This window comes from Finegoldia sp. P2-F-LR (assembly GCF_052932265.1).
Genome location: NZ_JBRFJF010000003.1, coordinates 144,462 through 165,903 on the forward strand (window position 1 = coordinate 144,462; position 21,442 = coordinate 165,903).

The following is a 21,442-nucleotide window of genomic DNA, read 5'->3' on the forward strand; positions in this document are numbered from 1 at the left end:
ATCTCTCCTCAAATCTTTGCATTTACGCTAAGAGTTTTTCTTAATATATCTTATATTATACAATACAAATCAAATTTTGTAATTCAATCAAAAAAACAATGTGACTGGATAATAAATCCAATCACATTGTAAATTGGTTGAATACTATTTGTATTCTTTTATACTTTTTTCTCCACCTAGTATGATGGATTCTTTTACTTTGTTGTCTCTCAAGTATTGTTTTACTGATACAGATGCTTCATCTTTATCTATTAGAATTATTGGTGCTTGTTCTGCCTTTGATAGATAAGGTGCTATTAATGCATCTGGATATGCATCTTTGTTTGCAAATATTACTTTATCAGCAGTTTTATTGACAGCTTTTGCTACTTCTAATGCTGTTTCAACACGTGTTCTTCCTGCAAGTCTACTTGTGCTTATTCCATCATTTTTAAGTTGTGATGCTATTGTTTCTGATACTTGAGTTTTTCCACCAATTATTGTTACTTTTTCAATTCCCCAATCTTTGATTGCTTTTTCTGTGATTTCGTTTAATTGGTCTGATTGTGTTAATAATATTGGGATGTTTAGTTTACTAGCTAGGCTTCCTGCTGTTAATGCGTCAATATTATTGAATCCATTTACGAGTATTATTTCTTTTTTGTTAGTTGAATTTGCTCTGACTTGTTCTCCTAGTTTTACTGCTGTTTCGAATCTGTCAGCTCCTGCTATTCTTTGTTGTTTTATTCCTAGTTGTTTGATTTGGTCTTCAACTTTTTCGCTTATTACAGTTTTTCCACCTGCGATTATTATTTGAGTTGGGTTAAGTCTTTTGATTTCTTGAAGTACTTCATCCATTATTGAATCTTTTTCTACTAGAAGTGTTGGTGCGTTCTTTCCTACTCCGTATGGTGAAGATGATAATGCATCTACCATTTTATCGCTTGATGTTAGTATTACTGTGTCTGCTTTTTCAAATAGTGTTTTACTTACTTCTACTGCTGTTAGTTGACGATTTCTTCCTGCTATTCTTGTTGATGGTATTTTTTCGAATATTTCTTTTAGTGTGTCTGTGTCTTTGATGTCTTCTGTTGGTGTTTCTGGTTCAACAGGAGTTGTTGGATCTGTTGGAATAGTTGGTTCGGTTGGGTCTGTTGGTTCAGTTGGATCTGTTGGGTCAACAGGAGTTACTTCACCTTTCTTTTCAACAACTACAGGAATTTCTACAATTCTCTTTGAACCATTTGCAAATGTCACTTCAACTTTTGCAGTATATTCGCCAGGTTTATTTGTGTCGATTTTTGGTTCTGTTATGTCTTTTACGGTTGCTTTTTCTGGTAAGTTTTTGATGTTATCTGTTACATCGATCTTTTCACCTTGTTTTACAACTTCTTTTTCGATGTCTTCTGCTTTTACTGCTGGAATTTCTTCAATTGTTCCTGGTTTTACTTCGCCTTTGAAAATAACTTTTTGATTTACTAATGATTTTTCATTATTGAATTTTAAATGGTCTGAGTTTTCAGTGTACAACTTAACGACAACATGTTTTTTGTCAGTTGTTACAGCGTCTCTGAAAGCAGTATTTGAAATTTTCTTCAAACTCTTTGGTAAGTTAGTTTCTAAAAGAAGTGAATGTCTGAATGCAGAATCTCCGATTTCTTCGATTCCTTCTCCTAGAGTTAATTTCTTAAGTCTCTTCCATTTGATATTGTGAGCGAAAGCTTGGTTACCTATTTTCTTGACATTTCCTGGAATAGTCAATTCTTCAAGTTGGTGACCTGTGAATGCTCTGTGTTGAATTTCTTCTACTGTTTTTGAAATAGAAAGTTCTTTCAATGGTGCACCTTGGAATGCTGATCCTTCGATTACCTTGATACCTTCTGGTATTTCAAGTTTTTTAAGTTTAATATTTCTTGCAAAAGTACCATCTTTAATCTTAGTCATGTTTGGAGAAATTCTAAGTTCAGTAATTTGATTTAACGAGAATGCTCCTCCTTCAACATCTGTCACAGAATCTGGTAAGATTACTTTTTCAAGTCTGTTTCCATTAAATGCAGATCCTCCAATATATTCCAAAGTTTCTGGGAAATCTACATTTTTGAAATTGTTTAATCTGAATGCATCTTCTTCAATTCTCTTAAGATTCTTTGGTAATTTAAGAGATTTCATACCATTAGCAGAGCTTACAGTATCTGTACCGAATTTAACTCCTGGATCTTTTTCTAAACTGAATGCTGATTTGCCAATCACTTCAATATCCTTGCCATCAGGATTTTTATCCGGAAGAACCAAATCTTTATTTACTTTGAACTTAGTCTTACCACTTTCGCTAAATCCTGTAATAGCATTGTCTTTATATGTGAAATCTTCACTTGTGTAAAGCGCATTTTTGTTGATAACCAAGTTATCCATAGCCTTATCCAAGTTTTCTTGTGCAGCCTTCACTTCATCAGCTGATAAATCCAAATTTGCTAGAACTTTCTTAGCTTTGTCTAGTTCAGCCTTCATAGCATCGTAGGATTCTTTTTCAAACATTTCTGGAATTAATTCTTCCGCTTTTTTGATGGAATCTCTGAGTTTTGATCTATCTGGTGCTGATTGTCTCAATTTTGCTTCAGCTTTTACCAAATCATCAAAAGCCTTATCTATTTGTTCTTGTGTTGATTTTTGGTCTTTGAATATTGCTTTTGCTTCTTCTAATACCTTGTCGAATTCTGCTAAATCATCTTTCTTGTAATCTTCTCTTACAATTGATTTAACAGCTTGTAGTTCTTTGAAAAGTTCACTTCTGTTTACATCTGTAATCAACACAACTTTGTGATATTCGTTTTCTGGAACAATATAACTTGTAGATTGCAAATGCTCAGGATTTCTTGTTTCAAGTCTTACAACACCGCTGTTTTCATATCCAGGATTATCCCTGAAAACAAAATCTCTAAACTTAAATATAGAGTAAGGAAGATTAACAATTTCTAGCTTGTTTTCAGCAAAACTATAATTGTCTATTTGAATCATATTTACATCATCAGAGATATCAAGCTTACTAATTTCATTGTTCATGAAAGATTCGCTACCAGTTTTCCACACAGTGCTTGGAATGGAAACTTCAGTAAGCTTATTATTCTTGAATGCACGTGATTCAATGGATTTCAAGCCTTCTTCAAACTTAACCTTTATAATTCCTGCGTTTTCGAAAGCAGAATCTTTGATGATAAATTCCACATCAGACTTAGGGAAAGATACGCTATTAATTTTGATATCTTTGAACGAATTTTCCTTAATTCCTTCTACTTGCTTAACTTCACCGTCAATAGTAACTTCCTTTGGAATAACCAAATCAGGATTCTTAGCTAACTTTGCTTTACCTTTTTCAGAGAAACCAGTAATTCCGAATCTGTAAGTTTCTTCTTCCATTCTTCCCTTGTATTTGAATTGTCCATAAGTGAAATCTTCTTGTGACCATTCAGTTACAGTAGGTTGTTCTTCAGATTCTCCAAGTTTAACAGTTAGTTTAATCATTAAATTCGTAGCTGAATTATTAACATTTGGTGATGCATATCCTTCGATCAATTCAAATTCTGGAAGCTTGTCTTTATCAATATTTGCTGTTACTTCAAATTCTTTTGTTTTGTCAAATTTATCCAAGTTCCAAATCTTTTCAAGAACAACTTCTTTATCATTTAAGCCTGAACTGTCAGCTTTGTTTACATAATTTGCCACAAAATCTGCGTCAATATTTTCATTAAGCCATTTTTTAAGTTCTTCCTTGCTGTTAACATTAACTTCTACTTTACCCAAATCAAGATATTTATCTGCATCAGCTATTCCTAAAGAGTTAAAATTAATTTTAATCTTTTTGAAAGGACTTTCTGACTTTACAAATTGTATTACTTCTCCATTTAATCCAGAATGTAAATTAACAGTATTAGAATTCCTGTCACCTTTTAACAAAAGTCCAGTTACACCTGATTTATCAAAAGCAGATGTCATAACAGTCTTTACTGTTGATGGAATTGTGATTTCTCCTGTTAATGAAGAATCTTTCATAAAAGCTCGTTGACCTATAAATTCCAATCCTTCATTTAATTCAACTTTGCTTAAATTATTATTCGCCGCAAAAGCCATACTATCAATTTTCTTAACAGTTGAAGGAAGCTTGATAGTTGTCAACAGATTAGCTGTGAAAGCTCCTTGTCCTATTGTTTCAACACCTTCTGGAATAACAACTGAAGTTAGTTTTTTCTTTCCAAAAGCTTGCTTACCAATAGTCATTACAGACTTTCTATTAATTTTTTCCGGAATAACTACATCAGTAGCTGTACCCTTATATTTTTTAATAGTACCCGTACTTGCATCAAAATCGAAATCACTTTCAGCAGCGACCTCTTGTTTTTGTGGAACACCACTTGCGTATATGTTTACAGGAGCAAATCCTATAACCATAGCGAAGATTAGTATCCACGAAATAATTCGTTTTCTATTCATTTTTCCCCCTTTTGATATTTAGCTATAATTTTCTTCATAAAACCATCATTTTTAATATACCCTTTTGTAAAATATGTAAACTCTTTAAGTTTAATTATTAAAATAAATCTGGATTAAATTCCTTTTTTTGTTCAATTTTTGAAATATTTAACATAAAAAACCTCCGATAAATTACCAAATATATGAATGGATATTTCTCAAATGGGTATATTATTAAATAAGAAATATTAATAGGAGGAGACTATGGACGATAAGAAACAAGATTTTAAACAAAATCTGAAAAGTTATATGTCTGACGAAAAAATTGTTCACGATGATAGTTATTTCGAAGTGAAATCTGAAAACGATGCAGAAAATAATGCTGATGTTAATAAGGTTTTGGATGAAGAACAATCAAAAGAAGACATGTTTGAAAAGATTAACCAAAAATACACTCAAAAAGAGCGCAAGGAAGATAACGAGGAATACGAAAACTACAAGCAAAACGATTCACCTGATTGGTATTTAAGTTGTGTGAAATTCATCAATGGATTTGCCCAAAAAATCTACGATTTTTACGCATCTACAAAACACGGAATCATTTATTCATTTTTGACATCAGGTTTAATCGCTGCTTTGACTAGCGCAGTGTGGGTTAGCGTTACAACAAATGGATCTCTTGGAGAATTATCGAAAGTTTTCCACAGACCTACGATTTCTATCATGACTTTGATTTTTGTACCATTAATCAACTACGCGATGACAAGGTTTATATACATGTTTACGAAAAAATACATGCGACCAACTCCACCACCTTGCACAAGAGATGTTAAGGGCGGGGTGTTTTCGATAATTAACGCGTTGTTCATGTTCATACTTACACCGCTTGGATTTATCGGTAGCATCATTGGTTGCTTCACAGGAATGATAGCTTACTCTGCAACTTTCCTAGATTTGTATTTGGAAAAAGATAGCTTCAAAGTTGGTTTGAAATCATTCTTAGCACAAATTATTATCAGAGTTATCGTATTTATCTTAGAAATTTTATTAGTAGCTTTGGTTGGTATTTTGATTTACAATTCATTTTCAAATATGATTGGATAAATTTTACCCGATCTCGTAAGAGGTCGGGTTTTTGTGTGTTTATTTTTAAAAATAAACATCGAAAATCTAATTTACCTTGTCAGCTAAAATACGTCCGTTTCTTGAATGCTTTGTTGTACTGGGTTATAATAAATGTATAAATTAAGAGGAGTTTTTATGGAAAAATTTTATGGTGAAGTGTTTTCACGTTTGCAAAAACATATTAAAACAATAGAAAAGAAACAGGGAGCGTGGATGTTCACGCTGATTATTTCAGGAGTAATTAGTTTGCTTTCATTTATGTTGTGGATGAGGATAAGTCCTCCTAATTCGTCGCAGGATTTTCTGAGTTTATCCCTTCCATTGTCGTATTTTTCGAAGACTGTCATGTCACCTTTTTCGTGTGTGTTGAGTTTTTGGATTGCGACTAGTTTTTTGAAAAAGGATATGGTGGCAAAGATATCTAACTCAGAGTTTTTGGCTAAGGCTAGCGTGTACACTTTGGTTACGATTGTACTAGCTTCTGTGTTTAACACTAGAATTCCAGTAGTTAGCGTGATTGTAAATGTCATATCGGGTTTTGTGTACAGCGTTGTGATGTATGACAAATTTAAGTCTTCTTTTTTGAACAAGGCTACTGTAACAGCTGCTATTGTGAAGATTGTTATGAGTGCGATTGGTTTTCTGATGGGTACAACTTTGTTGTTCTTCATCGTTTTGAATTAGTCGTGTGTTAGTTGGAAATTAATAAGGAGTGTTTTATGAAAAAATTGTTGGCTTTGATGCTTGTGTGTATGTTGAGCTTTCCTGTGGTTAGCGCTGCAGATAAGGATAGTGCAAGTAATACGCCTTCGAAAAAAGTAGAATCAAGTACAAATGAAAAGAACGTAAATAATACGAATGAAAAAACTAAAAATGAGAAACAACAGGAACAAATCACCACTAATGAAGATGGCGTGTTCAAAAATGTTATTCACCAAAGATTCCAAGGTGAAAACAGAGCAAAGACTGCAGTGAATGTGCAACGTCATTACTTTGCGAATACGAACAAGGTTATTCTTGTAAATGACAACGCATATCCCGATGCAATCAGTGCGACGAACGTGTCTATGGGCAAATACCCACTTTTGTACACTGGCAAGAATTCATTATCCGTTGAGACAAAATCAGCGCTTGACAAGATGTTCTTGGACGAGATTTATCTGATGGGTGGCGTGAATACTATCAGCAAAAAAGTTGAAAATAAGTTGAGAAAGAACTTCCCACACGCAAAAATAACTAGAATTATGGGAAATAATCGCTACGACACATCAGCAGAGTCTGCGAGAACACGTGCAAATACTACGAATTTGATATTTGCCGCAGGGACAAATTATGCAGATGCATTGTATGCTACAAGCCTTGCAGCACATCAAAATGCACCGATACTACTTGTAAGTAATGATGGTATTAACCAATCTACTGCAAATTACATCAAATCATTGGGAAATATCCACAACGTGACAATCGTAGGTGGAGAAATATCTGTAAATCAATCTGTCAAAAACCAAATCGAAAATCTGACTAAAAAACGTGTCACAAGACTTGCAGGTGTGGACAGATACGAATCCAGCGTTGAAGTCGCTAAGAGAGTGAACGCAAATCCAGCGGAAGTTATCACTACAAGCGGTGAAGTGTTCGCAGATGCACTCGTATCATCTACAGTTGCACAAAAAATCAAAGCGCCAATCTTGCTTGTTAAAAAAGACGTCCTACCACTAAAAGTTAGAGAATATATGAAAGACACCAACTCCATCTATAAATTGACTACAATCGGTGGATACAATACAGTTACCAAGAACAATTACTCCACACAAGTAATATTGATATCGGGACTAGACATAGACAAGCCACTCATCGATAAACAAGGAAAAGGGCTCATCAAAGCATTCACAAAAGATTACAAAAAATACTACGTCCTTCCTAACAACAAATACTACAACTCAATCAAAAAATACGACAAATTATTCGTTTATTTGAGAGACGCATTGGCAGAAGATTACAGACCATTGGAGTAACATTGAAATGAATTAGAAGAGGACAATGTCCTCTTTTTTTACGCAAAAAAATAGACGAATTGTCTCGCCTATTTACTAGGTTATTTAAAAAAACAAATAATTCAAAACATACACCGTAACGACCGACAACAAAAATCCAAGCTCCATAATTCTCGTTTTCGTTTTCTTATAAAAATCAGACGAAATCACAAAAGTTGGGCCAATCGCCACATACATAATTATAGATTTAATCAACTGCTGATTGTTCGTCACAGCACTCACAACGACGTATGTAAACACTGGAATTATCAACAAATTCACAACAGTAAGCATAATGGATGTCAAATCAAACAAACTTTTCAAATCAATGCTTGAAATTGCAAGCGCAAATGCGATTATAATCACAACTGAACTTGTCGATTGAATAATTTTCAGAGGAGTTAGTATGTATGAAAACTTGTAAATCGCACTAATACAAAAAGCTACGGAAAAGCCCATCGCCATCAAAAAGTCTGTCACATTGAAAATTCTCTTGTAAAGCATGTACACAAGATAAATCACACAAGAAATTATAATCAGATTGTTCATAATATTCTTGTCCATAACATTTTGCAAAAACGGCCTCATAACGATAATATTTGAGAAAATAAATGCAGGTTCCAACGAATCCTTATCCTTCGTGTTGATTTGGAAAATCATCGTCATAATCTTCGACAATATCCACAAATACACGAAAAATACCCCAATTTTAATATTGAACTTTTCGTAAGTAATTTCATGCAAACTAATCGCAATATTCGCAGGAATAATCACAACGTAGATTAATTTCGAGAAAAACGCGACAATTTGCTTTTCATTTGATATCGTTCTGGCAAACAAAAATACAATTGCAAACACCACCAGAACACTTATCCAGTAATTAAAATAACTCATACTATCCTCCAACTTTATTATACCATAGCAAATCAGTAAATTGGATTGTAGAGTGTCGTTCATTTATTGAAATGATTTATAAATATATGGAAGGTGTGACATTTATTCAAATATATATTATTATATATATAACCAGTATTTTAATGAGGTGTTCACATGTTTATACGAAAAATAAACCACAAATACAAAAATTTCGAGTTAGACATCGAAAATCTAGAAATAGGAAACCATAAAATTATAGGACTAATTGGAGAAAACGGTGCTGGTAAGACAACTCTGATGGATATATTATCCAAAATGATAAAAGCAAACACAAGTTTTGATGTCCAAGATTATAACGAAAATGATATTTTATACATACCTTCTCAAGTATCTCCGTATTATTTTTTAACAGTAAATGAATTTTGTAAAATTGTAAATGAATACTCCCCTTCCAGTAAAACGTCCGAAGATTTAATAGTTGAACTTGGATTGGAAGATAAGAAAGATACTTTAATTTCTGAATTATCTGAAGGAATGAAGAAAAAGTTAACTCTGATTAACATTTTAATGGGTGATTATTCCCTAATAATTATGGACGAACCATTTAATAGCATTGATCTAAAATATTCTTATGAAATCAAAAAATTAATCCTTCAATTGAAGGAAAATTCTACAATTTTGATTTCATCACATATTTTAGACAGCCTTATTGATATATGTGATGAGTTTGTGCTTTTAAAAAATGGTAAGGTAAAAAAAGTATTCGCCAATTCAAAAGATAAGAAGCAACTGGAGGACGAGATTTTTGAAAGAAATATTTAAATTGGATATGAAACTACGTTTTAAGGAAATAAAAATAGATAAAATATCAGGTGCAATCCAATTCATTTTGATAATCTCAGCGATTTTTTTATTTTTAAAATATTTGAGTTCTCTTCCATCAGACCATTATGTGATAAAAGCTTTATTTGCGTTTTTCTTAGCTTTTATGGGATTTTTCAAGATAAGAACTGATAGTATAACTCAAAGAGAAATGGATTTTATGACCTTTTTCCCAAGCTTCAACAAAACGCAAGTCAGAAAATACTTCATGTATAAGAAAGCTACGATTACATACATCTTCATAATTTATTTGTTGTTTCCAACTTCTGTAGATATTCTGGAAATAAAATCTTTCTTTATGTATGGTTCGATTATTTATTTTTACATGTTTGTGGATACATTATTTTTTTATGTGACAGAAAACACAAGAAAATCAAATATACTGTACACAGCCCTTAGAATTTCATATTATGTTTTATTATTTTCTAGTTTGAATTTCCCAAATTTGGGAATTGATTTAGAAAAGTTACTACCAAAATTGCAATTATGGTACATGATTCCAACGTTTACAATCCTTTTTTGTGTTAACCCACTTCTGTTGAAATCACCAAATCAGAAAGGACAATAAATGACAAAACTAGTATTTCGCTATATTTTAAGGGATAAAATTAAATACGAAATTATCGTAATACTATTCATAAGTGTGTTTTCATCTATAAATTCACCACAGAGTTTATATGGATTGAATTTCTCCACTACTTTATTAAGTATACTTTTCATATTGTATTTTAGTGTTATGAATGCACACAAATCAAAGTTCTTGCTCTTATATCAGCCAAGAAATGTTAAACATCTTAGAAAAGATACCATAAAATCAATGTGCTACTTGTCTAGTATTTTCTTGGTTTTGGCTGTTATATTGGATATTCTTGTATTGAAATCACTCTATCTAACAGAATATTATCTTGTAAGCATGATAATATTTTATATTTCTACGAGAATTGTCAAAGTAAACATAGAAAAAAATACTAGAATTAATGAACCCATAATAAAATTAAAGGAATGTCTTCTAGTTTTACTCATAGCATTGGGGTTAATGGTTATGATTTTGGCTACAAAAATTCTAATTTTCAGTAATTTGTTGCAATAAAATTGATATATCGTTGACATTTTGTAAACATTTTCCACGTTGCAAATCAATAAAAGGGGTATAATAAATTTAAGGAGGATAATATCATGAAGAGGAAATTATTATTAGTATTATTGGCATGCGCTATGCTAAGTTCTTGTGGAGTGAAAAACGTTGGAAATACTGGCACTAGAACTTCTGGAGAAAATGGCATACATATCAAAAACGGTGACTCAGAAGTAAGTATCGGAAAAGATGGAATCAACGCTAAGAATGGCGACTCCGAAGCAAAAATCGGAAAAGATGGAATAGTCGCAAAAAACGGTGACTGCGAAGCAAACGTCAGCAAAGATGGAGTAAAAGTGCAAAACGGACTCGACCTTGAAGGAGAAGACCCAGAAACAAAAGAAAAAAGAAAAAATAACGTGTTCTTGGACGAAAACAAAATAAAAGAAATGGAATTAAAAGAAAATTACCTTCAAAAAGATGACATTAATGATTGGGAAATCAAATTGGACAAACAATCCCAAACATACACAATAAAATACAAAGCACTACATCAAAAACACGAAAACGAAAGAGACGCCGTCACAGGTCAATTGCTCAAAGGAATGACATCGCCAACTTCAAGATAGTGTAAAAAAAAAGTAAAACAGACAAAGGAGCGTTCAGTTAGAAATTTTGGAAAATCAAGTTTAACTGATATCCTTTAAGCGCTACATGTCTTATATATTAAATTGTTTTGTGGAACTTCTTATCCTTACCATCTTAACCTCGTAATTTTGAGTATAAAAAAGACGATAGAGTTTTAATTTCTATCGTCTTTTGCCTTTACAATGATGTTTTTAAATCTTTTTTGACCAATATATTTTTAATGTCTTTGATAATATTATTTGTACAAATGCCACTATCATTAACGCTAAAAAGGCTTCATAACTTACATATGCTACAATTAGAGAAACAATTACAATAACCATTGAAAATATAGGTATTATATTTGCTCCTGACTTCATCTTTATTAATATCATTCTTTCATCTGTTTCTTTAGTATACATCTTTTCCAATATATCTCTATTTCTATATGCTCTAATAAGCATTGCCATATAGAATACAGATACTAGTTCAAGTCCAGTAAAAAATCCTACTACATAATCTGTCACATCTTCTTTTAATGGAAATTTATATTTTAAATAAAAGTTTCTAATAATAACTGCAAGTAATGCAACTATACATAATAAGACTAAAATACTAATTCTAAATCCTATCTCTTTTTTATAATTTTCTAATTTGTTCATATTAATCATCCTCCTCTATACTAAATATTTCTTTAATACTCATATCAAAAAACTTAGCAATTTTAAAAGCCAACGGCAGTGACGCTATATATTTTCCAGTTTCAATGGAAGTTATGGTCTGTCTTGTTACTCCAACTTCATTTGCCAATTCTTCTTGAGTTATTTTACGCTGTTTTCTTAATTGAGAAATTGTGTTTTTCATTTTCCTCCTCCAATAGCAAGTTCGCTTTACATATATAGTATAGTTCGCTTTGCTTTTTATAATTTCTTAAATAAAAAAAAATACCAGAGCTAGTTTAGTCCTAGCTCTGGCATTATGTCCAACTGTGTGGGGTCAGTTCATACTCCTGTGTGGTCGTTTTCTTGTGCCGAATTTTATCGCACACCAAAAAATATGCTCTAATCATACTTTGCGGTATCTTCAGCTACCTTCTGTAATGGCTCATTTGAAACAATATCAGCATAATTCACAATATTCGTTTCATTAGTGGTAAATGAGCCACCAACACCAAAGAACTTCTCAAAGAATGATTTAAACTTTTCAATAACACCTTGCTTCTTAGTAGTTCTGTCGCCACCACCGAAACGAGATATAGGAGGCATAAGTCTATCTATGTCCGTACCTGTTGTTTTGATTTCGCCATCACAAAAGGCATTCTCAATGAACTTCCTTGTTTCAAGCTCTTTAAGTTTTTCTTCCTTAATAATCTGAACAAGTTCCTCTTCTCGTTTTTCAGCCACATAATTGTGCCATTCAGTCATAACATCCTCAACATCATTGATACCAGAAATAAAGGTTTCAATAAGCGCTTTCTTACTACGAAGTTCTGGACTGGCATCAATAGCCTTTTTGATTGTAATAAGCACTTCTTTATCTTCGCAGTGGCTGTCATGATACTTCTTAACAAGCATAAGGATATAGTCGATATTGATTTCTATCTGTTTAATAAGTTCAACTTCAAATACAACATCATCTGTAATATCTGTGCTTTCACCACGTTCTCGTATTTTTTTCCATTCATCACGCAAATCTTGATACCTGCCAAGATAATCCTGTAAATCACGTTCAGAAATCATCTCTAGCCCTTCAAATTCATCAAATGCAACCAATAGATTTCTCATGCGTAGAATTGCACCAAATAATGAGATGAAATCCTTCTGGTTCTGTTCACCTATAATTTGTGTCTCTGAAAGTGGGAATTTGGAAGTTAAGTCATCCATCATATCCATATATCCTGGATACTTTTTTCCATCAATACCTTCATAACCATAGTAGTAATCTTTGAAACTCTTCATCAGAACAATACCACCTGCATTCTTATCACCGAAAAGGGAAATAGCAGCGTCTACTCGTTTCTGAAGGTTTCTAAAACATACAATATTACCAAAAGTCTTAATGGAATTAAGAATTCGGTTTGTTCTTGAAAATGCCTGAATAAGCCCATGCATCTTGAGCTTCTTATCTACCCACAGTGTATTTAATGTAGTAGCATCAAAACCTGTTAAGAACATATTTACAACGATGAGCAAATCAAGTTCCTTATTTTTCATACGAAGCGATACATCTTTATAATAATTTTGGAACTTATCGCTATCTGTCGAATAATTAGTATGGAACATCTCGTTATAATCTTTGATTGCCATGTCAAGAAAATCTCTCGATGACTGGTCAAGTGCTGATGTATCTTCCGAGTTTTCCTCATCAAGGATACCATTTGTACCTTCGTCATTTTCGGGCTCATTTGCACCATAACTATAGATGGTTGCGATACGAAGTTTCTTCGTAGGATCATTCTCCATCTGCTTTTTAAATTCCTGATAATATAACTTTGCCATAGTAACAGAGCTAACTGCAAAGATTGAGTTAAATCCACTTACACGTTGTTTCTGTTTAATTTCTTCTATAACACCATTCTTGCCGGATGCAACTTCTGAAATATTGGTAAGCGTGTTGTAAATATATGATTTATCACCACGATAAGTTTTTCTATCAAAGTTGTTAAGAATATATTCCGTCACAAGCTTGATACGTTCAGGAGCCATCATAGCCTTTTCGCGAGCAATATCCCATACCTGTTCATCATCGATATCATCATCCATACCCATTGTCTTGACATAGTCGACTCTGAATGGCAGTACATTCTTATCATTGATGGCATCAACAATAGTATATGTATGCAACTGGTCGCCAAAAGTCTGCTCTGTAGTAAAAAACTGAGTCTTACTTGAGCTTGCTGTATTTGCAGGAAAGATTGGTGTTCCTGTGAAACCGAATAAATGATATTTCTTAAAACTTCTTACAATAGCGGCGTGCATATCACCGAACTGACTTCTATGACATTCATCAAAGATGATTACAACGTGTTTGTTGTATACTTCATGTTCTTTATTTTTCTTTATAAATGTTGCAAGTTTCTGAATAGTCGTGATGATAATGTGACAATTGGTGTCTTCCAACTGCTTTTTAAGAACGGCAGTAGAAGTATTGCTGTTAGCTGCACCTTTTTCAAAACGATCATATTCTTTCATAGTCTGGTAGTCCAAATCCTTACGGTCAACCACAAATAGAACCTTATCAATGTAAGGAAGAAGTGACGCCTGTCTTGCAGTTTTAAATGATGTAAGAGTCTTACCCGATCCTGTCGTATGCCAGATATACCCACCTCCAGCAACATCACCATATTTTTTATAGTTATTAGCTATCTCAATACGATTCAAAATACGCTCCGTTGCAGTAATCTGATAAGGTCTCATTACCATAAGCATATTTTCAGAAGTGAAAATACAATACTTCGTGATTATATTAAGAATAGTATGTTTTGCAAAAAATGTTCTTGTGAAGTCAATCAAATCAGGAATAACACGATTGTTTGCATCCGCCCAAAAGCAAGTAAATTCAAAACTGTTGCTTGTTTTGCCTTTCTTTGCAGTAGATACAGCATTTACATCCTTTATAGCATTGAAACGGGTACTGTTAGAATAGTACTTCGTGTTAGTTCCATTTGAGATAACAAAAATCTGCGTATATTCAAACAGACCACTTCCTGCCCAAAAAGAATCACGCTGATATCTATTGATTTGGTTGAAAGCCTCACGAATAGCCACTCCTCTGCGTTTTAATTCAATATGCACAAGAGGAAACCCATTTACGAGAATTGTAACATCATACCTGTTGTCGTGCCTTGATCCGTCAGCCTTTCCAATAACGTACTGATTGATAACCTGCAAAAAGTTATTGTGAATATTTTTCTTGTCAATAAGTGTGATGTTTTTCGTACTGCCATCATCTCTTTTTAATACTTGAACATTATCCTCTTGAATTTTTCTAGTCTTTTCCACAATTCCTTCATTCTGATTGGCGATACAATTCTTGAAGAACCTATCCCATTCAGAATCAGAAAATTGGTAAGCATTCAACCTTTCAAGCTGACTGCGAAGGTTGGTGATCAAATCTTTTTCTGTGTGTATATGAAGATACTCGTATCCTTGTTCTGTCAGCATACGAATAAACTCTTTTTCCAGTTCAGCCTCTGACTGATAGTTGTTAGAACGTGCCATCACAGGCTCGTATTCAGTAACAACTGTATTTTCACTTGTAGCTGCCACAATATTAAAATATGTCATACAAACACCTCCTTGTTAGATTATAACTGTTCGAAAGAAAGCAGCTTATCTCTGTAAAATTCATATTGTTTTTGTCTTGCTTCTATTTCAGCAGGGAGACCTTCTGAAATATCGTTACACAAGGAATCAAATCTATCGAGGATACCTACAATACGTTCCTGTTCCGCTAAAGACGGCAGTGGAATGTTTATTTTATTCAGATTCTTCTGATTCAGTTTTGGCTGTGCACCACCACTAATCCAAGGGGATAAATCAATAGAATTCAAATAAAACTCCACATATCTTCTGGTAGCATAGGTTTCAAATCTAAGAACATGAGCATGATTATTTACCCAGTTCTTTCCGGAAATAGAAAACGCAATCGGTGTAGAACGAGCTAAAAGATTCGCTCCGTCTTCTGATACCAGAAGATAATCACCATCAAAAATATAATCACTTACATAATCTACAATTCCAGATGCACCATAGTATGGATATTCACCAGCTTCACGATTTCCACTTGATACAGGTTTTCTCAGACTATCACAGTTTTCTGCAATTTCTTCTAACGCAACTGTTTTTATAGAATCATCAACTTTCAAAAGCTCATCTGTATAATATTCATACTGTTTCTTACGAGCTGTAAGCTCCGCTGTAAGCTCCGCTGTAAGTAACGTGAAAGAGTCCAATATACGGACTATTTCACGTTGTACCTCCAATGGAGGTACGGGAATCGCTATCTTATCAAAATCACTAACAGACAAAAAAGGCTGACTGCCCTTTTTACGTGAAGGTAAATCTAATGTTGTCAATACATAGTATAAGTATTGAGAGTCTACTTTTTCTTTATCAACTACTGTGGCTATTGTTCCGTTATATGTAACAAAACACTTGCCTTTAACTCTATTTATTAATCCAACAGCTCCTATATGACCTATAATTGTTACATCTTCACAGTTATATTCATCTATATGAGATACAATGCCATTTGCACCATAAACGTCATATTGTCCACCTGTATCTTCAGGGATTTTATTTCCTTTACCATATCTGAAAGCAAATAAAGTTTTATCAGATAATGGTTTATATTCCACCCCATTAGGGCATAATTCCTGAATCAATTCTTCTAATCTGCTCATACGTTACACCTCTGTCTCTCGTGTAGGCAGGCAGGCGATTATCTTATCAATCTCATCACGAAGAACCTGCTCACGAGCGACAATTTCTTTGATTTCTGCATTTAGCTTAACGATATCAATCTTTTCTCTTGTGTCCTCTGCTTCAACATAAGTTGATACAGAAAGGTTGTAGTCATTTTCTTCAACTTCATCATACGTTGCAAGATGTGAGAAATGTTCGATTTCACTGCGATTTGCAAAGCAGTTCACAATTTTATCCATATTATCTTGAGTAAGTTTATTATTGTTTGTGACCTTGATGCACTCTTTTGTTGCATCGATAAACAGCGTTTTATTATCTGTCTTGTTCTTTTTCATCACCATAATACAAGTTGCAATTGAAGTTCCAAAAAAAAGATTAGGTGGCAGTTGAATTACACAGTCAATAAAGTTGTTATCAATCAGATATTTTCGTATTTTCTTTTCAGCTCCGCCACGGTACATAATACCAGGAAAACATACAATCGCAGCTGTTCCGTTACTTGCAAGCCAAGAAAGTGAATGCATGATAAAGGCAAGGTCAGCTTTGCTTTTTGGTGCAAGAACACCTGCAGGAGAAAAACGAGAATCATTAATAAGTAATGGATTATCATTACCAGCCCACTTGATTGAATAAGGCGGATTTGAAACGATAAGTTCAAAAGGTTCATCATCCCAATGTGCTGGAGCTATAAGGGTATCTTCGCAGGCAATATTAAATTTATCAAATCCAATATCGTGTAAAAACATATTGATACGACAAAGGTTATAGGTTGTAATATTGATTTCCTGTCCATAAAAACCATTACGAATCTTATCTCTACCAAGTATTTTTTCCGCCTTTAAAAGTAGTGAACCTGAACCACAGGCTGGATCGTACACCTTATTGATCTCTGTTTTTCCAACTGTACCAAGTCTTGTAAGAAGTTCTGATACATCAGCAGGAGTAAAGAACTCTCCACCCGATTTACCAGCATTTGATGCATACATTGTCATTAGATATTCATAGGCATCACCAAATGCATCAATATCATGATCCTTAACATCTCCAAGATTCATATCAGCCACGCCATCAAGGAGTTTACAAAGTTTTTCGTTTCTCTTTGCAACAGTAGATCCAAGTTTGTTACTGTTTACATCAAAATCATCAAATAGACCTGCAAAGTCGGATTCTGATTCACTGCCTTTTGCGGATTCCTCTATGTGGCGGAATGCCCTTTCAAGTGTTTCATTAAGGTTCTCATCATCCTTGGCTTTTGCCCTTACATTACAAAATAGTTCAGATGGAAGAATGAAAAAGCCTTTTTCTTGTACAAGACCTTCTCTTGCCTGTTCAGCCATCTCATCAGACATCTGTGCAAAATCAAAATCAACGTTCCCTGCTTCAATTTCGCCGGTGTTTATGTAGTTAGTAATATTTTCAGAAATATATCTATAGAACATAGTACCAAGTATGTAGTTTTTGAAATCCCATCCATCTACAGCACCACGAAGTTCATCTGCAATTGCCCATATTGCTCTGTGAAGTTCATCACGTTCCTGTTCTTTTTTATTATCAATAGGCATTATCTTTTTCCCTCCACTTCAAAATCAAGCCATGCCTCTTCGACATCTGAATAATCAACATCATGTACTAGGCAGAACTCTTTTATATTTTTCATAGCATTAAGATTATGCTTTGCTTTGCCACCTTCCCATCTATTCACAGTAGAAAATGCCACTTTAATTTCTTTGGCAAAGTCTTGCTGTGTCAGAAAGCATCGTTGTCTAATTCTTTTAATTTCATCTGGAAATCTCATTATGCATCTCCTTTTGGTAAATGTTTCAATAATATAGCGTTATTATACCATGTAACCATAGTTTTTACTATCTCCCAAGGCTACATATAGTGTGTGCTTCAATCATCCCAGTGTCCGTTAAAGCAAACAATCGAAGCTTACGAATATCACCATAGAAAATTTAATGTTTCTTATGAGCGACGCTTCGAACGATGAAATCTTCATTTCATATTTTAAAAACAAGATTTCTGAAGTGAGGCTGAGCGAATAAGATTATTAAATTTTCTACCCCATCTCTTCCATTAAAAAAGACGTATCACACGATACGCCTTTATTGTTGTCTATTATTTTTTGCTTTTTATTGCTTTTAAGATTTCTCCTGCTGCGAATGGCAATAATGCGCATGGCAAGATTACTTTGTAGTGTTCAAGGTGAAGTGGTATTGTTTCGAATACATCATTTACTCCAGGAATGTAGATTACCGCAATCATCAATAATAATGAAAGTGATGTTCCCATTACTAATGCTTTGTTTGTGAATAATCCGATTTGGAATACTGATTTGTGTTCACTTCTTACTGAATAACTTCTTAGTAATTCTGATAGAATCAATGTTGCAAATGCAACTGTTCTTGCAGATTCGATGTGTCCATCAAAATGGTTCAATCCGTAGTTGTAAGCGAACAATGTTGCAACTGTAATGGCTAATGATTGAACGATAATGCTTAGTCTCATGTTTTTGTCGATGATTGGTTCTTTTGGTGAACGAGGAGCTCTGTTCATGATGTCAGCTTCTCCTTTTTCAACTCCTAGTGCCATTGCTGGGAATGAGTCTGTCACTAAGTTTAACCATAATAATTGAATTGGGATAAATGGTGTGTCCCATTTGAACATTATCGCCAAGAATACGATAAGAATTTCTGCGATGTTACAGCTTAGTAGGAATGATACGAATTTTTTGATGTTGGAGTAAATTATTCTTCCTTCTTCTACTGCGTTAACAATTGTTGCAAAGTTGTCGTCTGTAAGGATAACTTCTGATGTGTTCTTCGCAACGTCTGTTCCAGTGATTCCCATCGCAATTCCGATGTCTGCTTTTTTGATTGCAGGTGCATCGTTGACGCCGTCACCTGTCATCGCTGCAATGTGTCCATTTTCTTTTAATGCTGTTACGATTTGTACTTTGTTTTGTGGAGAAACTCTCGCGTAAACTCTCTTTTCTTTTACGATTTCACGGATTTGTTCGTCTGACATATTGTTAAGTTCAGCTCCCATGATTGCTTGTGAATCATCCGTACAAATTCCCAAATCTTTTGCGATTGCAACTGCTGTTTCTAAGTAGTCTCCAGTAATCATAACTGGTGTGATTCCCGCAGTTTTACATTCTTTGATTGCATCTTTTACTTCTAGTCTTGGTGGATCTATCATTCCAGATAATCCTACAAATACCATGTCTTTTTCGATATTTTCGGATGTAATTTCATTTGGCAATTCTTCGTGTTCACGAAGTGCATAAGCTAGTACACGAAGTGCTTGCTTAGCGTATTCGCTGTTTTTCGCCAATAATTTTTGTTTTAATTCTTCTGTTAGTGGTTTGATTTCGTTGTCGATTAAAATCTTGCTACATTTTTCGATAACTATATCTGGTGCACCTTTTGTGAAGGATACAACTTTGTCAGTTAAGAATTTGTCGTGGAATGTAGTCATCATTTTTCTTTCTGAATCGAATGGAATTTCTTCTATTCTAGGATAGTTTTGATTGGATTCATCTTTTGTGATGTCTTGTTTTCCTGCTGCTGTGTGAAGTGCTCCTTCAGTAGGGTCTCCAACGATTTTGTAAGTTCCGTCTTCTTCGATTAGTTTTGAATCATTTGTAAGACTCATTATGTGAAGCAAAGTGTTAAGAGATTTGATGTCATCTTCTTGCATTTTACGGTCTTGAATCAAATAATCTCCAACAGGTTTGTATCCAGTTCCTGTGACATCGACATCAGTTCCATCGACGTAGATTTTCTTCACAGTCATTTCGTTTTGAGTCAATGTACCAGTCTTGTCGGAACAAATTACAGTTGTTGTTCCCAATGTTTCAACAGCCAAAAGTTTCTTGACGATGGCGTTTTTCTCTGCCATTCTTCCCATTCCCAAACTAAGCACGATTGTAACTATAGCTGGTAGTCCTTCTGGAATCGCCGCAACGGCAAGTGATACTGCAGTCATAAGCATATTCAATGCATCAAAATCATACACGAAATATCCAACTGCAAACACAATTGCGCATACAACAACTGTTACGATACCCAATTGCTTAGACAATTGTGCAAGCTTTCTTTGAAGAGGAGTTTCTTCGTCTTCAACCTGTGATAAACTCGTTGCGATTTTACCGATTTCTGTGTTTTGTGCTGTTTCTACAACGACACCCTTCGCTCTACCGTAACTTACGATAGAAGAACTGTACGCCATGTTTGTTCTGTCGCCAATTCCTGCATCTGTCGTAATCTCATCCTTCGCGTTCTTTTCAACAGCAACAGATTCACCAGTCAACGATGATTCGTCGATTTTCAAGTTAGTAGATTCCAATAATTTCAAATCGGCAGGGATAATATCTCCCGTTTCCAATTCAACGATATCTCCTGGAACCAAATTTTGAGAATCCACTTCCATAATCTTGCCGTTTCTTATAACCTTGGCTTTAGGACTTGCCATTTTTTGCAAAGCTTCTATTGCTTGTTCCGCCTTACCTTCTTGATAAATCGAAAGAACCGCATTCACAATAACGATAGCGATGATAATAATACTATCTGTGACTTCCCCAATAGCCATGGATAAAATAGATGCCAATAGCAAAATAATTATCATAGGATCCAAAAATTGATCCTTTAATTTGGCTGCCATGGACTTTTTCTTCTTTTCTTTTAATACGTTCTTGCCGTATTTTTCTAACAAACTCGTTACCTTACTGTCGGATAGACCATTGTTTTGATCAGTGTCCAAACTTTTGATAACACTCTCATTAGATTCCTTGTACCAATCCAATCTCTTACCTCCTGTTAATTTCATAATAAAAAAAACTTTCACCATTTCTGGCAAAAGTCTTGCTAACCAAAGTGGCTTTGTGCCGGGTTTTAACCGTAATGACGACACAATATTTTTAAGCTACTCCCTCTTGTATATTAATTTTACCA

16 protein-coding genes are annotated in these 21,442 nt (G+C 34.0%); 7 read left to right on the forward strand and 9 right to left on the reverse strand.

Translation table 11 applies throughout. The features are described 5' to 3' along the window. Positions 1-144: 144 nt before the first annotated feature. Positions 145-4,464: a leucine-rich repeat protein gene (locus ACU68W_RS02995; protein WP_446756089.1), complete on the reverse strand. Its 4,320-nt coding sequence runs from the start codon at positions 4,462-4,464 to the stop codon at positions 145-147. A 243-nt stretch (positions 4,465-4,707) separates the two neighbouring features. Here ACU68W_RS02995 and ACU68W_RS03000 point away from each other — a divergent pair, with 243 nt between their 5' ends. The 3 genes from ACU68W_RS03000 (at position 4,708) to ACU68W_RS03010 (ending at position 7,583) form a co-directional block, all read left to right on the forward strand. Next, positions 4,708-5,547, forward strand: a complete 840-nt coding sequence (locus ACU68W_RS03000) for a hypothetical protein (protein WP_446756090.1) — start codon at positions 4,708-4,710, stop codon at positions 5,545-5,547. Between the two features lie 156 nt (positions 5,548-5,703). After that, a complete protein-coding gene (locus ACU68W_RS03005; protein ID WP_446756091.1) occupies positions 5,704-6,252 on the forward strand; it encodes a hypothetical protein in 549 nt (182 codons plus the stop codon). 35 nt (positions 6,253-6,287) lie between these two features. Beyond that, positions 6,288-7,583 (forward strand): cell wall-binding repeat-containing protein, encoded by a 1,296-nt coding sequence (locus ACU68W_RS03010; protein WP_446756092.1) that lies wholly within the window; start codon positions 6,288-6,290, stop codon positions 7,581-7,583. 84 nt (positions 7,584-7,667) lie between these two features. Here ACU68W_RS03010 and ACU68W_RS03015 read toward each other — a convergent pair whose 3' ends face one another. Beyond that, entirely contained in the window at positions 7,668-8,495 is an 828-nt protein-coding gene (locus ACU68W_RS03015) for a hypothetical protein (RefSeq protein WP_446756093.1), read from the reverse strand. A 156-nt stretch (positions 8,496-8,651) separates the two neighbouring features. Between ACU68W_RS03015 and ACU68W_RS03020 the strand changes: the two genes are divergently transcribed. The 4 genes from ACU68W_RS03020 to ACU68W_RS03035 all read left to right on the forward strand — a co-directional run bounded on the left by ACU68W_RS03020 (position 8,652) and on the right by ACU68W_RS03035 (position 11,063). Continuing rightward, positions 8,652-9,299 carry an ATP-binding cassette domain-containing protein gene (locus tag ACU68W_RS03020; RefSeq protein ID WP_278735671.1) on the forward strand — a complete coding sequence of 216 codons (648 nt, stop codon included), beginning with the start codon at positions 8,652-8,654 and terminating at the stop codon, positions 9,297-9,299. Beyond that, positions 9,283-9,927, forward strand: a complete 645-nt coding sequence (locus ACU68W_RS03025) for a sugar ABC transporter permease (RefSeq protein WP_446756094.1) — start codon at positions 9,283-9,285, stop codon at positions 9,925-9,927. The genes ACU68W_RS03020 and ACU68W_RS03025 overlap by 17 nt, the downstream gene beginning before the upstream one ends. After that, positions 9,928-10,449, forward strand: a complete 522-nt coding sequence (locus tag ACU68W_RS03030; RefSeq protein ID WP_446756095.1) for a hypothetical protein — start codon at positions 9,928-9,930, stop codon at positions 10,447-10,449. An 86-nt stretch (positions 10,450-10,535) separates the two neighbouring features. Then, complete coding sequence (locus ACU68W_RS03035; protein ID WP_446756096.1) at positions 10,536-11,063, forward strand: hypothetical protein; 528 nt, start codon at positions 10,536-10,538, stop codon at positions 11,061-11,063. Positions 11,064-11,273: 210 nt separating this feature from the next. On the opposite strand, the gene ACU68W_RS03040 is transcribed toward ACU68W_RS03035, so the two are convergent. The 7 genes from ACU68W_RS03040 to ACU68W_RS03070 all read right to left on the reverse strand — a co-directional run bounded on the left by ACU68W_RS03040 (position 11,274) and on the right by ACU68W_RS03070 (position 21,293). After that, positions 11,274-11,723, reverse strand: a complete 450-nt coding sequence (locus ACU68W_RS03040; protein WP_446756097.1) for a hypothetical protein — start codon at positions 11,721-11,723, stop codon at positions 11,274-11,276. A gap of 1 nt (position 11,724) precedes the next feature. Further along, a complete protein-coding gene (locus ACU68W_RS03045; RefSeq protein ID WP_446756098.1) occupies positions 11,725-11,925 on the reverse strand; it encodes a helix-turn-helix transcriptional regulator in 201 nt (66 codons plus the stop codon). A 197-nt stretch (positions 11,926-12,122) separates the two neighbouring features. Continuing rightward, positions 12,123-15,347, reverse strand: a complete 3,225-nt coding sequence (locus tag ACU68W_RS03050; RefSeq protein WP_446756099.1) for a type I restriction endonuclease subunit R — start codon at positions 15,345-15,347, stop codon at positions 12,123-12,125. Between the two features lie 20 nt (positions 15,348-15,367). After that, on the reverse strand, positions 15,368-16,465 hold the full coding sequence (locus ACU68W_RS03055) for a restriction endonuclease subunit S (protein ID WP_094223974.1): 1,098 nt from the start codon (positions 16,463-16,465) through the stop codon (positions 15,368-15,370). A 3-nt stretch (positions 16,466-16,468) separates the two neighbouring features. Beyond that, the gene (locus tag ACU68W_RS03060) at positions 16,469-18,049 is read right to left on the reverse strand and encodes a type I restriction-modification system subunit M (protein WP_278735679.1); all 1,581 of its coding nucleotides are present in this window, start codon (positions 18,047-18,049) and stop codon (positions 16,469-16,471) included. Continuing rightward, a complete protein-coding gene (locus ACU68W_RS03065; RefSeq protein ID WP_446756100.1) occupies positions 18,049-18,282 on the reverse strand; it encodes a helix-turn-helix domain-containing protein in 234 nt (77 codons plus the stop codon). Before ACU68W_RS03065 ends, ACU68W_RS03060 begins: the two co-directional genes overlap by 1 nt. Positions 18,283-18,605: 323 nt before the next feature. After that, complete coding sequence (locus tag ACU68W_RS03070) at positions 18,606-21,293, reverse strand: calcium-translocating P-type ATPase, SERCA-type (RefSeq protein ID WP_446756107.1); 2,688 nt, start codon at positions 21,291-21,293, stop codon at positions 18,606-18,608. Between the last annotated feature and the right edge of the window lie 149 nt (positions 21,294-21,442).